Consider the following 14,286-nt stretch of genomic DNA (forward strand, 5'->3'; position numbering starts at 1 on the left):
GTCGAAGCCCTCCCCCTGCGCGGAGGCCCCGCGCTGCGCTGGGGCGTGCTCGCTCCAGGGCGGATCGCCGGAGGCTTCGTCTGGGCCCTGCACCGGCACACCGGCCAGCGCGTCCACGCGGTGGCCTCGCGTGACCCCGAGCGCGCCCGGCGCTTCGCCGCGCGGTACGGCGTCCCGCGCGTCCACGAGTCCTACGAGCAGCTCGTCGCCGACCCCGACGTCGACATCGTCTACGTCGCGTCCCCCCACAGCGAACACAAGCGACAGGCCCTGCTCGCCATCGCCGCCGGCAAGCACGTCCTCGTGGAGAAGCCGCTAGCGCTCGACGCTGGCGAGGCCCGCGACATCGCCCGGGCCGCTCGCGCCGCGGGCGTCTTCGCCATGGAGGCCCTGTGGTCGCGCTTCCTCCCGCAAACCCTGCTCATCGAACGGCTGCTGCGGGACGGCGTGCTCGGCGACATCCGTCTGGTCATGGCGGACTTCGGAGGCTGCTTCGACTTCGACCCCGAAGGCCGCGTCTTCAACCCCGCGCTCGGCGGTGGCGCGCTCCTCGACATCGGCATCTATCCCATCTGGCTCGCGCACCTCGTGCTCGGCCCGCCGCCGCACGTGCACGCCACGGGCACCCTCACCCAGACCGGCGTGGACGGGCAGGCGGCCCTCGTCCTCACCTACCCCACGGGCGCGCAGGCGCTGCTGCACACCACCCTCTTCGCGGAGACACAGCAGGAGGCCGTCATCGCGGGGACGCACGCGCGCCTCCAGATAGACTCGCGCTTCTTCACCCCCAGCGGCTTCACGTTGAAGGCCGCCAGGTCGGACCAGCGGCTGCGCTGGACCGACCCGTCCGGCATCCACGGCAGCGAGGGCCTCGCCTGGCAGGCGGCGGCCGTCGCACAGCACATCGCCGAAGGACGCACCGAGTCACCCCTGCATCCGCTGCAACACAGCATCGCGTTGCTCGAAACCATCGACGCGGCGCGAAAACAATTGGGCGTCATGAATGACGGGCTGCGACAGGAATAACCGGAAAGTCCACAAAACCGGCATTCCTGTGACCTGAACCGTCACAGCCTCCCCACGGCAATCATTGCCATCCGGGTGGCTGTCCCGGTTGGGCCCCGTGGTCTGTCCATTGCAGACATCTGGCCTCCGCTGTCCACCCCAAGGAGGCATGGATGTCAATGATGCGAGCAGGGATGTTCGTGGGCCGGCTGCTGACGGCCACGCTGGTGGGAGTCTTCGCGGGCTGTCAGGGGGAACCCTCGCAGGAGGAGGCCAAGGCCGCCTCCGCGTCGCAGGAGGTCATGGCGGCCCCGAGCAACTGTGTGCAGCGCTTCGAGGGCATCACGCACTGTGGCACGGGCAGCGCGGCGCTGAAGTCCACCGACGAGGGCCTGGTGGTCACCGGCTTGAACAGCCTGGAAAAGGACGGCGTCGTCGGCCTCATGGGCCGCGCCGAGAGCTGGCGGCAGAAGTCCATCGTGGACTTCGGCGCGAGCGATGAGGGCATCCGGTTCTACGGCCGCAACGAGGACCAGGTCATCAGCACGCTGTCGCTGGCCCCGGACCCGAGCAACCCCGATGGCGGCATGCGGATGCTGCCCACGTTCACCGGAAGCCCGGGCGGCTCCTCCTACGCCATCAACGTGCGCAACCAGGGCGAGATGGTGGCCATGATGCTCCCGCACCGCTGGTGGGAGTGGTCCTCCGTGCAGATCTGGGCGTACATGGACCGCATGCGCCACCCGGACCTGTACTTCGGCGTGGAGGGCTTCGGCGTGACCACGGGCGCGGGCCGCGTGGGCGCCTGCATCTGGCGCGTGCGCTTCCAGGAAGGCGCGTTCACGGTGACCCTGGAGGATGGCCGCCAGGTGACGGGCGATGAAATCGAGTTCGTGGAGCAGCTCGATGACGGCGCCTATCCCTACAGCGCCTTCACGCACATCGGGATGACGGGCGCGGTGGACAAGCTCACCCTCGTGGAAGAGACGGTGGTCCAGAGCAGCAAGTGACGCTCCGGGCCCGTGCGCGGCGTGGACACGGGCCCGCCGTTATGGTTCACGGGCGCGTGCCGGGACCCTCCATCCCCCGGCACACGCTCGGAGAACGACCATGGGATTCCTGCGGCCCCACGCTGAACGGCTCTACGCACTGCTCCGCATCGCCGCGGGGCTGATGTTCATGCTGCATGGCATGCAGAAGGTCTTCGGCATGTTCGGAGGGATGCCCGCCGGAGCGCCCCCGTTCATCGTCTATGGCGCGGGGGGCATCGAGTTCCTGGGCGGCCTGCTCGTGGCCATCGGGCTGTTCGCCGGGCCCGCGGCGTTCATCTCCAGCGGCACCATGGCGGTCGCCTTCTTCATGGGGCACGTCATCCCCAACGGGGGCAACCTCAACCCCCTGCTGAACCAGGGCGAGCTCGCGGCGCTCTACTGCTTCGTCTTCTTCTACATCGCGGCTCACGGCTCCGGCATCTGGAGCGTGGACGCCGCACGCCGGGGCCATTCCCGCGCGTAGCCGCCCACGGGCTGGCCGGCTGCTCGCCCGCCAGGGCCGGCGTCGAGGGGTCAACCTTCTTCCCACGCGCCCCGCCCGGCACCGGGGCCGTGTGCTAACGAACCTGCTCGATGAGCACCTCGAACGACTCGCGCGCGACGGCTCCCAGCGGAAGCGGGGCGCCGGACACGCCTCACCGCGAGGGACGGGAGGAGCCCTTCATCCAGCACGGCGGTGAGATGGGCGCCCTGATGCGGGCCCATGACTGGTCCAGCAACTCGCTCGGCCCGCTCGAGCACTGGCCCCAGTCCCTGAGGACGTCCGTCAGCACGATGCTGCGCTCGCCCTACCCCATCATCCTCTTCTGGGGTCCCGAGCTGCGCATGCTCTACAACGACCCGTTCCGGCCCATCCTGGGGGCGAAGCATCCCCAGACGCTGGGCGCGCGGGGAAACGAGGCGCTCATCGAGGAGTGGGCGCAGCTGGGGCCGCTGATCAAGCGCGCCCAGGACACGGGCGAGCCCATCTACATCGAAGACGGGAACGTCAACTTCGCGCGCCGCCCCGGTGGCCTGCGGGAGGAGTCCTACTTCACCTGGTCCTACAACCCGACCATCGGCGAGTCGGGGGAGATCGCCGGCCTCTTCGCCATCGCGAGTGAGACGACCCGGCAGGTGGTGGGTGACCGCCGGCTGGGAGTCCTCCGGGAGCTGTCCATCCGGATGGCCCTGGACAAGAAGATCGAGGACATCTTCCGTTCGCTGGAGGAGGTGCTGTCGCAGGCGGCGTACGACGTGCCCTTCGCGCTGCTCTACGTCGTCAAGGCGGAGCAGGCACGCCTGGTCAGCTGCGCGGGCCTGGAGCGTGGGGGGAGCGCCGCGCCCGCCGCGCTGGCGCTGGACGACACGTCCTCCTGGCCGCTCGCGAGCGTCACGGGGTCGGGACAGGAGATGTTGCTCGAGGAGCTCCACCAGCGCTTCGGGCCCCTTCCCGGCGGCCCCTGGCCCGAGCCCACGACACGGGCGCTCGTCCTCCCGGTGTCCATGGGCGTGGAGACGGAGACCACGGCGGTGCTCGTGGCGGGCCTGAGCCCCCTGCGCGCGCTGGATGGCGAGTACCGCGGCTTCCTGCAGCTCCTGGCGCGGCAGCTCAGCGCCAGCATCGCCAGCGCTCGCGCCTACGAGCAGGAGAAGCAGCGGGCGGAGGAGCTGGCCCGGCTGGACGCGGCCAAGACGGCGTTCTTCAGCAATGTCAGCCACGAGTTCCGGACCCCGCTCACGCTCATCCTCGGCCCCATCGAGGACGCGCTGGCGGGGACGCCGAGGTCGTTGGAGGGAGAGCCGCTGGAGCTGGTGCGCCGCAATGCCTTGCGGCTCTACAAGATGGTCAACACCCTGCTCGACTTCTCCCGGATGGAGGCGGGACGGGCCCAGGCCCGCTACGTGCCCGTGGACCTGTCTGTCTTCACCACGAACCTCGCGAGCGCCTTCCAGTCCGCGGTGGAGAGCGCGGGCCTGCGGCTGGTGGTGGACTGTCCTCCCCTGCCCGAGCCCCTCTACGTCGACCCGGAGATGTGGGAGAAGGTTGTCCTCAACCTGCTCTCCAACGCGGTGAAGTACACCTACCGCGGGGAGATCCGCGTGAGCCTCCAGTGGGAGGACGCGCAGGCCGTCCTTCGCGTGGAGGACACGGGGGTGGGCATCCCCGAGGAGGAGCTCCCGCGAGTCTTCGAGCGCTTCTACCGCGTCCGCGTCACCCAGGGCCGCAGCCACGAGGGGACGGGCATCGGACTCGCGCTGGTGCAGGAGCTGGTGAAGCTGCATGGGGGCAGCGTCGCGGTGGCGAGCCAGCTGGGAAGGGGCACCACCTTCACCCTGCGGCTGCCGCGGGGGACGGACCACCTGCCCCCGGAGCGCGTCGAACGCACCTTCCGGCCAGGGCCGGTCCCCTCGGGCGCCATCCCCTTCGTGGAGGAGGCGCGCCGCTGGTCCACGGAGGTCAGCGCCACGGACATCGCGGCGCCGCCCGCGGCCGCGTCGCTCGCTCCCGAGGTCTCCGCGGAGCTCGCGCGCTCCCGCATCCTCCTGGTGGACGACAACGCCGACCTGCGCGCCTACGTCACGGGGCTGCTCAAGCACGTCTTCCCGCACGTGGAGGCCGCCAGGAACGGGCAGGAGGCGCTGGAGCAGGCGCGCGTCCGGCCGCCGGACCTCATCCTCTCCGACGTGATGATGCCGGTGCTGGATGGCTTTGGACTGGTGCGGGAGCTGCGTGCCGACGAACGCACGCGCGCCATCCCCATCATCCTGCTGTCCGCGCGGGCGGGCGATGAGGCCACGGTGGAGGGCCTGCGAAGCGGCGCGGATGACTACCTGGTGAAGCCCTTCTCCGCGCGCGAGCTGCTGGTGCGGGTGCGCACCCAGCTGGACATGGCCCGCGTGCGCCGGGAGGTGGTCCGCAACGAGGTGGAGAAGGATTCGCTGCGCGAGTCCGTGCGGACGCGGGACGACTTCCTGCGGCTCGCCAGCCACGAGCTGCGCACGCCCGTGAGCGCCCTGTCGCTCAGCCTCCAGTCCCTGGTGCGAGGCCTGGACGCCGGGGCCCCGGACGCGAAACCGGAAGCCGCGCGGCTCAAGGCGCGGACGACCGAGAAGCACCTCCAGCGCCTGGCGCGCCTGGTGGAGCAGCTGGTGGACGTGTCGGAGTTCGTCACCGGACCGCTGGACCTCTCACGGCGGGAGGTGGACCTGGCGGAGCTCGCGGCCACGGTCGTGGCCCGGTCGCGGGAGAAGGCCCTGCGCGCGGACTGCGTCCTCACCCTGGAGGCGCCCCTGCCGGTGGTGGGGCACTACGACAGCGCGAGGCTGGAGCAGCTGCTCGACAGCCTGGTGGACAACGCCCTCAAGTTCGGGACGGGCAAGCCCGTGGAGGTCACCGTGACGCGCGCGGAGGGCCGGGTGAGCCTGGCGGTGAGGGACCATGGCGCCGGCATCGGGCCGGAGGACCAGGAGCGCGTCTTCGGGCGCTTCGAGCGCGCCGTCCCCGCCAATCACCACGGCGGCTTCGGGCTGGGGCTGTGGATGGCCCGTCACATCGCGGAGGCCCACGGGGGGAGCATCCACCTGGAGCCCACGCAGGATGGAGGCGCCACCTTCACCGCGGTGCTGCCGTGGGAGGTAGCCCCGGGAGGGTGACCCCGCCGTCGCTGGAGCGCGGCTCCTCCAGCTGTGCTAATCCGCGCTGCAGCAGGGTGACGTCCCCACCCCCCAGCCCGGAAGACATCCATGGCAGGCAGCAGCCTGATTGCGCTCATCGACGACATCGCCACCATCCTGGATGACGTCTCCATCCTGACGAAGGTGGCGGCGAAGAAGACGGCGGGGGTGCTGGGAGACGACCTGGCGCTCAACGCGCAGCAGGTGACGGGCGTGAACGCGGACCGCGAGCTGCCCGTGGTGTGGGCGGTGGCGAAGGGCTCGCTCGTCAACAAGGCCATCCTGGTGCCGGCCGCGCTGGCCATCAGCGCGCTGGCGCCCTGGCTGGTGACCCCGCTCCTGATGGTGGGCGGCGCGTTCCTCTGCTTCGAGGGCGCGGAGAAGCTGGCGCACAAGTTCCTGCACGGCAAGGAAGAGGACGAGGCGCACCACGCCGAGCTGCGCAAGACGCTGGAGGACCCGAGCGTCGACCGGGTGGCCCTGGAGAAGGACAAGATCAAGGGCGCGGTGCGCACGGACTTCATCCTCTCCGCGGAGATCATCGCCATCACGCTGGGCACGGTGGCGACGGTGGACTTCGCCACCCGCGTCTCGGTCATGGTGGGCATTGCCCTCATCATGACGGTGGGCGTGTACGGGCTGGTGGCGGGCATCGTGAAGCTGGACGACGCGGGCCTGTACCTCAGCCGCAAGGGCAGTGGCTTCGCGCAGGGCCTGGGCAGGGGCATCCTCCGCGCGGCGCCGTGGCTGATGAAGTTCCTCTCCGTGGCGGGCACGGCGGCCATGTTCCTGGTGGGCGGCGGCATCCTCGTGCACGGCGTCTCCGGCCTGCACCACGCGGAGGAGTCCCTCACCGCGTGGGCCGGGCGCGTCCCGGGCGTGGGCAGCGTCCTGGGCGGTCTCACCCCCATGCTGCTCAACGCCGCGGTGGGCCTGGGCGCCGGCGCCCTGCTGGTGGTGCTCTTCACCCTGGGCCAGAAGCTGTTCAAGGGCCGCGGCGCCAAGAAGTAGCGGCAAGCCATCGCAGCGGAGCGGCTTCGGCGGCAGGCAATTGAACCTGGGGGCCTGTTGATAGCCGCTCAACATCGCCCGGCGCGTTCCAGCGAGTTCACTTGAGGCCTTTCCTGGATTCCGTGAAAGAGGCGGAATGCAAAGGAGCGTCTCAATGAATGTGCGTCACCTGGTGGCAGGAGCATTCCTGGTCGCCGCTGTTGCCTGTGGAGAGAAGCCGGAGGACGGACCCGAACTCCAGACACAGAGCGCCGCGGTGGTCGCCGGCTCGCGGCTCGTCAGCGTGCAGTCCGGCCGATGCCTCGATGTGGCGCAGAACAGTCAGACGCCGGGGCAGGAGCTCCACATCTATGACTGCCACAGCCAGGACAACCAGCGGTTCCTCTTCACGCCGGAAGGCGAGCTGCGCGCGTTCGGTGGCTCGTGGTGCGTCCAGCCGGAGACCGCCAGCTCCGGGGCCCGGGCCGTCATCGCCGCCTGCAATGGGACGGCGAACCAGCGGTGGGTCCGCAACACCGCCGGCGCGGTGATCCACACGGCGACCTCGCTGTGCCTCGACGTGTCCGGTCAGGCCACCGCCAACAGCTCGAAGGTCATCGTCTGGACCTGCAACGCCCAGACGAACCAGCAGTGGTCGTTCCCGGCCGATACCCAGGCGCCCACCGTGCCCACCGGGCTCGCGCTGTCCAACGTGACGTGCAACTCCGCCACGCTGTCCTGGTCGCCGTCCACGGACAACCAGGGCGTGGCCTTCTACGACGTCTACCATGACGGCCAGCTGATGAAGTCCGTCTCCGGCGCCACGGTGTCCACCGGGCTGACCGTGGTCCCCGGCGTGACCTGGGGCCTGTATGTGAATGCGCGGGACGCGGTGGGCAATGTCTCCCAGGGCAGCGCCACGCTCTCCATCACCCCACCGCAATGCCAGGCGGACACCCAGGCCCCCAGCATCCCGACGGGCGTCACCGCCACCGCGTCCGGCACCAGCGTGACGTTGAACTGGACCGCGTCCACCGACAACGTGGGCGTGAGCGCGTATGACGTATTCCGGGGCGGCGTGAAGATTGGCACGGTGGCCGGCTCTCCGCCCGGGACGACCTTCGTCGACAGCGGCCTGTCCGCGAACACGGCCTACACCTACGCCGTGCTCGCCCGCGACGCCCAGGCCAATGCGTCCGCCCAGAGCGCGTCCGTGACGGTCACCACCGGCCAGGCCTGCGCGAACGCCGTCTGCTCCGTCATCCAGGTCGCCACCGACACGGACATCCCGTGGGGCCTGGTGAACCTGCCGGACGGGACGGTGCTCTACGGCCGCCGCGACGCGCAGAACATCATCCGCCTGGACCCGGCGACGGGCCAGAAGACGTCCGTGGGCACCGTCCCCAACGTGCAGAGCACCGACGGCGAGGGCGGCCTGATGGGGCTGGCGCTCTCCCCCACCTTCGCCACCGACCGCTGGCTGTACGTGATGCACACCTCCCCCACCGACAACCGCATCGTGCGGCTGCGGTATGAGAACGGCGCCCTCGACACCGCGTCGCTCCAGGTGCTGCTCCAGGGCATCGGCCGCAACAAGTTCCACAACGGCGGGCGCCTCCGCTTCGGCCCGGACGGGAAGCTCTACGCGTCCACGGGGGATGCCCAGAACGGCACCTACGCGCAGGACATCAACAACCTGGCCGGCAAGGTGCTGCGCCTCAACGCGGATGGCACCGTCCCGTCCGACAACCCCTTCGGCAACTACGTGTGGAGCTACGGCCACCGCAACCCGCAGGGGCTGGCCTTCGACTCCCAGGGCCGCCTGTGGGAGCAGGAGTTCGGCAACTCCGTGATGGACGAGACCAACCTCATCCAGAAGGGCGGCAACTACGGCTGGCCCAACTGCGAGGGCACGGTGTCCCAGGGCGGTTCGGGCTGCGCGACGGCCGGCTACATCGCGCCGAAGCAGACCTACTCCACGGCGGACGGCTCCTGCTCCGGCATCGCGGTGGTGCGCGACGTCCTCTACGTGGCCTGCGCCCGCGGCACGCGCCTCTACCGCGAGGTCATCAGCGGCTCCAACCTGACCAACGTGCAGCAGTTCTTCGTCGGCACCTACGGCCGGCTGCGCACCGTGGAGCCGACCCTGGACGGCAACCTCTGGATGACCACCACCAACCAGGGCGACAAGGACAGCATCCCCAACAACAGCAACGAGCGGATCTTCCGCGTCGTGCTGGGCCCGTAGCGAGCGTCCCGGACACCGCCGCGCCGTGACGAGGGACGCACCTCGTCACGGCGCTCAGTACAGCTCGGGGATGAAGTTCCGCCCCTTGAGCGGGGCGTCGTCGTCGTACTTGCCATGCGTGGAGCGGGGCGGCAGCTTCACCTTGGCGCGCTTCACCTTCTCGTAGGGAATCTTCTCCAGCAGGAAGCGGATGCAGTTGAGCCGCGCCTTCTTCTTGTTGTCGGACCGCAGGATGTGCCAGGGCGCGAAGGGCGTGTCCGTCGCGGCCAGCATCTCGTCCCTCGCCTTGGAGTAGTCGTACCAGCGCTTCCAGGACTTGATGTCCATGGGGCTCAGCTTCCACTGCCGCAAGGGGTCGTCGATCCGCGCCGCGAACCGCCGCGCCTGCTCCTCCTTGCCGACTTCCAGCCAGATCTTCAGCAGGAGGATTCCGCTGTCGACCATGTACTGCTCGAAGACGGGGCAGCCCATCAGGAAGCGCTCGTGCTCCTCGGGCGTGCAGAAGCCCATCACGGGCTCGACGCCGGCCCGGTTGTACCAACTGCGGTCGAAGATCACGATCTCCCCCGCCGCGGGGAAATGCGGCACGTACCGCTGAAGGTACATCTGGGACTTCTCCCGGCTCGAAGGCGCCGGGAGGGCCACCACGCGGAACACCCGGGGACTCACCCGCTCGGTGATGGCGCGAATCGTGCCGCCCTTCCCCGCCGCATCCCTGCCTTCGAACACCACGATGACCCGCATCTGCGCGTGCTTGACCCACTCCTGAAGCTGGCAGAGCTGGGACTGGAGCTTGCGCAGCTCCTTCTCATACGCCTTGCGCTTCAGGGGCTCCTCGTGGATGTCCTGTGCCATGGCCATAGGGTTGTGCGGCCCTCCGGTACGCGCAATGCGCGCCATTGGGCAGGGCTCCCTCGGGTACGGCGGATGACAGCCATTCCGTCCCGGGGCCGTGTCTGGCATGGGCCAGCGGACATCGGGGATTGCCCCCTGGGGCATCCGGGCAGCTCGTACTTCCGCGCGCAGTCCCCCGTGCCGAATCTCCCCGCCCATCAAGGTGTCGCGGATGCGGGGGACGGCCAGCGCCATGCAAGGGATGAAGCCGGGGTTCGCATCCTTCGTCGGCGCCGTGCCGCTGCTCGGCGTCCTCGCCGCGCTCTCCGGGTGCGCGGTCGGTCCCGACTTCAAGAAGCCCGAGGCCGCGGTCGCCAGGGAGTGGCGCACCCAGGGCGACCCGCGCCTGTCGACGCAGGCCGCGGTCGACGCCCAATGGTGGAAGTCGTTTGGCGACCCCTCGCTGGACCGGCTCGTCGAGCTCGCCGCGAGGCAGAACCTGCCGCTACAGATTTCGGGGCTGAGGATCGTCGAGGCTCGCGCCCAGCTGGCCATCCTCACCGGCCGGCAGTATCCGCAGTTCCAGGCCCTCAACGCCAGCGGTGCAGCGGTGGGGCGCAGTGAGAACTCAGCCGCGGCCAATCCCATCAACCTGCAGAGCCTGGGCTCCATCGACCGCCACTTCCTGGAGTACCAGCTGGGCTTCGACGCGCTGTGGGAGGTGGACTTCTGGGGCAAGTACCGGCGGGGCGTGGAGTCGGGGACCGCGAGCCTGCTCGGGTCGGTGGCGGACTACCAGTCCTCGCTCGTCTCGCTCACCGCGGAGGTCGCGCGAACCTATGTCCTGGTCCGCACGTACGAGGTGCTCATCGAGCAGGCGCGGGAGAACGTGCGCATCCAGGAGGAGGGCTACCGGATCGCCGAGTCGCGCTTCACCAACGGCGCCACCTCGGAGCTGGACATGACGCAGGCCGCGACCCTGCTGGAGAGCACCCGGGCCACCATCCCCCAGCTGGAGGCCGGGCTGGAGCAGGCCCGCAACGCCATGAGCACGCTCCTGGGCCAGCCCACGGGCGAGGTGGAAGCGCTGCTGGCGGGCCCCAAGCAGATTCCGGTGGCGCCCGCGACGGTGGCCGTCGGCATGCCGGCTGAAATCCTGCGGCGGCGTCCGGATGTCCGCAGCGCGGAGCTGTCCGCCGCCGCGCAGTGCGCCCGGATTGGCATCGCGGAGGCGGAGCTCTATCCGAGCTTCTCCCTCTTCGGCTCGATCGGGCTCCAGGCGAGCACCAGCGCCGCGGCCTCCGGCAACCTCTTCTCCCTGGGCAGCCTCTTCTATTCCGTGGGCCCCCGCATCGTCTTCCCCTTCCTGAACTACGGCCGGCTGAAGAACGGGGTGCGGGTCGAGGACGCGCGGTTCCAGCAATTGCTCGTCAACTACCGCAACACGGTGCTCAAGGCGGCCCAGGAGGTGGCGGACGCCCTGACGGGCTTCATCCACGCCCAGCAGGCCATGACCTTCCAGCAGGCCGCGGTGAAGTCCGCGCAGCGGTCGGTGGAGCTCGCGGTGGTGCAGTACCGCGAAGGCGCCGTGGACTACCAGCGCGTGCTGGACGCGCAACGCTCCCTGCTGGAACAGCAGAACAACCTGACCCAGACGAGCTCCAACATCGCCACGAACCTGGTCGCCCTCTACAAGGCATTGGGCGGAGGCTGGGAGGTCCGCCGCGACCAGCCCATCGTGCCGGAGCCGATGCAGTCCGAGATGGAGCAGCGGACCCACTGGGGCGACATGCTGTCCAAGCCGCGGACGCAAGAAACCAAGACGGTCTCGCAACCCGTCAAGCCATAGAGAGTCCGCCATGCCCTGGAAGCCGAAAGGGAAATTCAAGTGGGTGATTGGGCTGGTCGCCCTCGCGATCGTCGCGTTCATTGGCTTCAAGTATTGGAAGGGGAAGAAGTCCGCGCTGCCTGAGGGAATCGTCTCGGGCAACGGCCGCATCGAGTCGAAGCTGGCGGATGTCTCCGCGAAGGAGCCCCTGCGGGTGCGGGAGGTGCTCGTCAACGAAGGCGACCTCGTCAAGCCAGGGCAGGTGCTGGTGCGCCTGGACACCACCACGCTGGAGTCCAGCCTGGCGGAGGCCAACGCGAACGTCGCGGCCACGCAGGAGAAGCTGGCGGTGGCCGAGGCGGGCATCGTCAAACAGAAGAGTGAGATTGAGCTCGCCACCATCGAGGCCGAGCGCGCCCGGAGGCTGGTGGCGCAAGGCGCCGGCTCGCAGCGGGACGTGGACGTCCGGACGAGCCAGCTGGAGACCACCCGGGCCAGCCTGGCGGAGGCCGAGGCCACGCTGAAGACCTCGCGGGAGGAGATCGCAGTCGCGCGAGCCAACGCGGCGACGATCCAAACGCGCATCAACGACGCGACGCTCAAGTCCCCGGTGACGGGCCGGGTCCTCTACCGCCTCGCCGAGCCCGGCGAGGTGCTGTCTCCCGGCGGACCCGCGCTGACGCTCGTGAACCTGGAGGACGTCTTCATGGAGATCTTCCTGCCCGCGAGCGAGGCCGCCCGCGTGAAGATCGGCTCCGAGGCGCGCCTCACCGTCGACTTCGAGCCCGACCGCTCGATCCCCGGCTACGTGTCCTTCGTGTCGCCGGAAGCGCAGTTCACGCCCAAGCAGGTGGAGACGAAGAGCGAGCGGGAGAAGCTGGTGTTCCGCCTGAAGCTCCAGGTCCCCCGCGAACTGGCCAGCCGCTACGTGGAGCGCATCAAGACAGGCATCCGCGGCGTCGGCTACGTCAAGGTGGACCCTGACGCGGCGTGGCCTTCCCGGCTGCAGAACGTCGTCACGGCGGAATCCGAACCCCACTAGCCCGGCGACAAGGGAGGGCCCCGCCATGGTCTCATCCGTGTCTCCAGGGGCGCCGGCCGGCTCCACCCGCCAGCTCGTGGTCTCCATCCAGGACGTGACCCACCGCTACGGCAAGGCCGTGGCGCTGGACGGCCTCTCGCTCGACGTGCCCAGCGGCATCCGGGTGGGCATCGTGGGGCCTGACGGCGTGGGCAAGTCCACGCTGATGGCCCTGGTCGCGGGCGCGAAGAAGATGCAGCAGGGGCGCGTGACGGTCCTGGACGGGGACATCGCGGACGCGCGGCACCGGCGTGAAGTGGGGCCGCGCATCGCGTACATGCCCCAGGGCCTGGGCAAGAACCTCTACCTGGAGCTCAGCGTCTACGACAACGTGGACTTCATGGCCCGGCTCTTCGGGCTGTCCCCCGAGGAGCGCAAGGTGCGCGTCCCGGAGCTGCTCGCGGCCACCGGCCTGGGCAGGTTCGCGGAGCGCCCCGCCGGCAAGCTCTCCGGCGGCATGAAGCAGAAGGTGGGCCTCTGCGGCGCGCTGGTGCACGACCCGGACCTGCTCATCCTCGACGAGCCCACCACCGGCGTGGATCCGCTCTCCCGGCGGCAGTTCTGGACCCTCATCGACGACATCCGCGCCGGGCGCCCCGGCATGAGCGTCATCATCTCCACGGCGTACATGGACGAGGCGCAGCAGTGGGATTGGATCGTCGCCATGGACGCGGGGCGCGTGCTGGCGACGGGGACGCCCGCGGAGCTGATGGAGCGCACGGGGACCCAGGACCTGGAGAAGTGCTTCATCGCGCTGCTACCTGAAGAGAAGCGCCGGGGCCACAAGGAGATCACCATCCCGCCCCGCGCACCGGGCAAGGCGGAGCTGGCCATCGAGGCCCACGGGCTGACCCGCCGCTTCGGGACCTTCACCGCCGTCGACCACGTCACCCTGTCCATCGAGCGCGGGGAGATCTTCGGCTTCCTGGGCTCCAACGGCTGCGGCAAGTCCACGACCATGAAGATGCTGACCGGCCTGCTGCCTCCGACGGAAGGCACGGCGAAGCTCTTCGGCAGCTCCGTGGACGCGGGCAGCATGGAGGTGCGCAAGAACCTGGGCTACATGACGCAGGCGTTCTCGCTCTACGGCGAGCTGAGCGTTCAGCAGAACCTGGTCCTGCACGCCCGGCTCTACCACCTGCCTCCGGACAAGGCGAAGGCGCGCATCGATGAGCTGGTCGAGCGGTTCGGGCTGGGCGCGCACCTGGAGGCGTTGGCCGGGGACCTGCCCATGGGCCTGCGCCAGCGGCTCTCGCTGGCCGTCGCCGTGCTGCACGGGCCGCAGATCCTCATCCTGGACGAGCCCACGTCGGGAGTGGACCCCGTCGCCCGGGACAGCTTCTGGGAGCTGCTCATCGACCTGTCGCGCAAGCAGGGCGTCACCATCTTCGTGACGACGCACTTCATGAACGAGGGGATGCGCTGCGACCGCATCTCCCTCATGAACGCGGGCAAGGTGCTGGCGGCGGACAGCCCCCAGAAGCTCATCGAGGCCCGGAACGCGGACAGCCTGGAGACCGCCTTCATCGGCTACATGGAAGACGCCATCGCGGAGAAGGCACGCGCCGAGGGCAAGCTGTCTCTTATACAC

Annotated in this window: 10 protein-coding genes; 9 read left to right on the forward strand and 1 reads right to left on the reverse strand. The window is 69.6% G+C overall.

Going from position 1 to position 14,286, the window contains the following annotated elements; genetic code table 11:
• Positions 1-15: 15 nt before the first annotated feature.
• The 6 genes from D7W82_RS33050 to D7W82_RS33075 all read left to right on the forward strand — a co-directional run bounded on the left by D7W82_RS33050 (position 16) and on the right by D7W82_RS33075 (position 8,952).
• Complete coding sequence (locus D7W82_RS33050) at positions 16-1,026, forward strand: Gfo/Idh/MocA family protein (protein WP_120622131.1); 1,011 nt, start codon at positions 16-18, stop codon at positions 1,024-1,026.
• Between the two features lie 152 nt (positions 1,027-1,178).
• Positions 1,179-2,015: a hypothetical protein gene (locus D7W82_RS33055; RefSeq protein ID WP_147439686.1), complete on the forward strand. Its 837-nt coding sequence runs from the start codon at positions 1,179-1,181 to the stop codon at positions 2,013-2,015.
• Between the two features lie 100 nt (positions 2,016-2,115).
• Positions 2,116-2,520, forward strand: coding sequence for a DoxX family protein (locus D7W82_RS33060; protein WP_120622125.1), 405 nt, complete (start codon positions 2,116-2,118; stop codon positions 2,518-2,520).
• 218 nt (positions 2,521-2,738) lie between these two features.
• Positions 2,739-5,693, forward strand: coding sequence for an ATP-binding protein (locus D7W82_RS33065; RefSeq protein WP_370451104.1), 2,955 nt, complete (start codon positions 2,739-2,741; stop codon positions 5,691-5,693).
• A gap of 90 nt (positions 5,694-5,783) precedes the next feature.
• On the forward strand, positions 5,784-6,725 hold the full coding sequence (locus D7W82_RS33070) for a DUF808 domain-containing protein (protein ID WP_120622127.1): 942 nt from the start codon (positions 5,784-5,786) through the stop codon (positions 6,723-6,725).
• A 154-nt stretch (positions 6,726-6,879) separates the two neighbouring features.
• The gene (locus D7W82_RS33075; protein ID WP_120622128.1) at positions 6,880-8,952 is read left to right on the forward strand and encodes a PQQ-dependent sugar dehydrogenase; all 2,073 of its coding nucleotides are present in this window, start codon (positions 6,880-6,882) and stop codon (positions 8,950-8,952) included.
• A 54-nt stretch (positions 8,953-9,006) separates the two neighbouring features.
• On the opposite strand, the gene ppk2 is transcribed toward D7W82_RS33075, so the two are convergent.
• Entirely contained in the window at positions 9,007-9,807 is an 801-nt protein-coding gene (gene ppk2 / locus D7W82_RS33080) for a polyphosphate kinase 2 (protein ID WP_120622132.1), read from the reverse strand.
• A gap of 232 nt (positions 9,808-10,039) precedes the next feature.
• Here ppk2 and D7W82_RS33085 point away from each other — a divergent pair, with 232 nt between their 5' ends.
• The 3 genes from D7W82_RS33085 to D7W82_RS33095 form a co-directional block, all read left to right on the forward strand.
• Positions 10,040-11,635 (forward strand): efflux transporter outer membrane subunit, encoded by a 1,596-nt coding sequence (locus D7W82_RS33085; protein WP_233588086.1) that lies wholly within the window; start codon positions 10,040-10,042, stop codon positions 11,633-11,635.
• 43 nt (positions 11,636-11,678) lie between these two features.
• The gene (locus D7W82_RS33090) at positions 11,679-12,656 is read left to right on the forward strand and encodes an HlyD family secretion protein (protein ID WP_233588087.1); all 978 of its coding nucleotides are present in this window, start codon (positions 11,679-11,681) and stop codon (positions 12,654-12,656) included.
• A gap of 25 nt (positions 12,657-12,681) precedes the next feature.
• On the forward strand, positions 12,682-14,286 hold a 1,605-nt coding region (locus tag D7W82_RS33095), incomplete at its 3' end, for an ATP-binding cassette domain-containing protein (RefSeq protein ID WP_147439687.1).

The sequence above is a fragment of the Corallococcus sp. CA049B genome (assembly GCF_003611685.1).
GTDB classification, from domain to species: domain Bacteria; phylum Myxococcota; class Myxococcia; order Myxococcales; family Myxococcaceae; genus Corallococcus; species Corallococcus coralloides.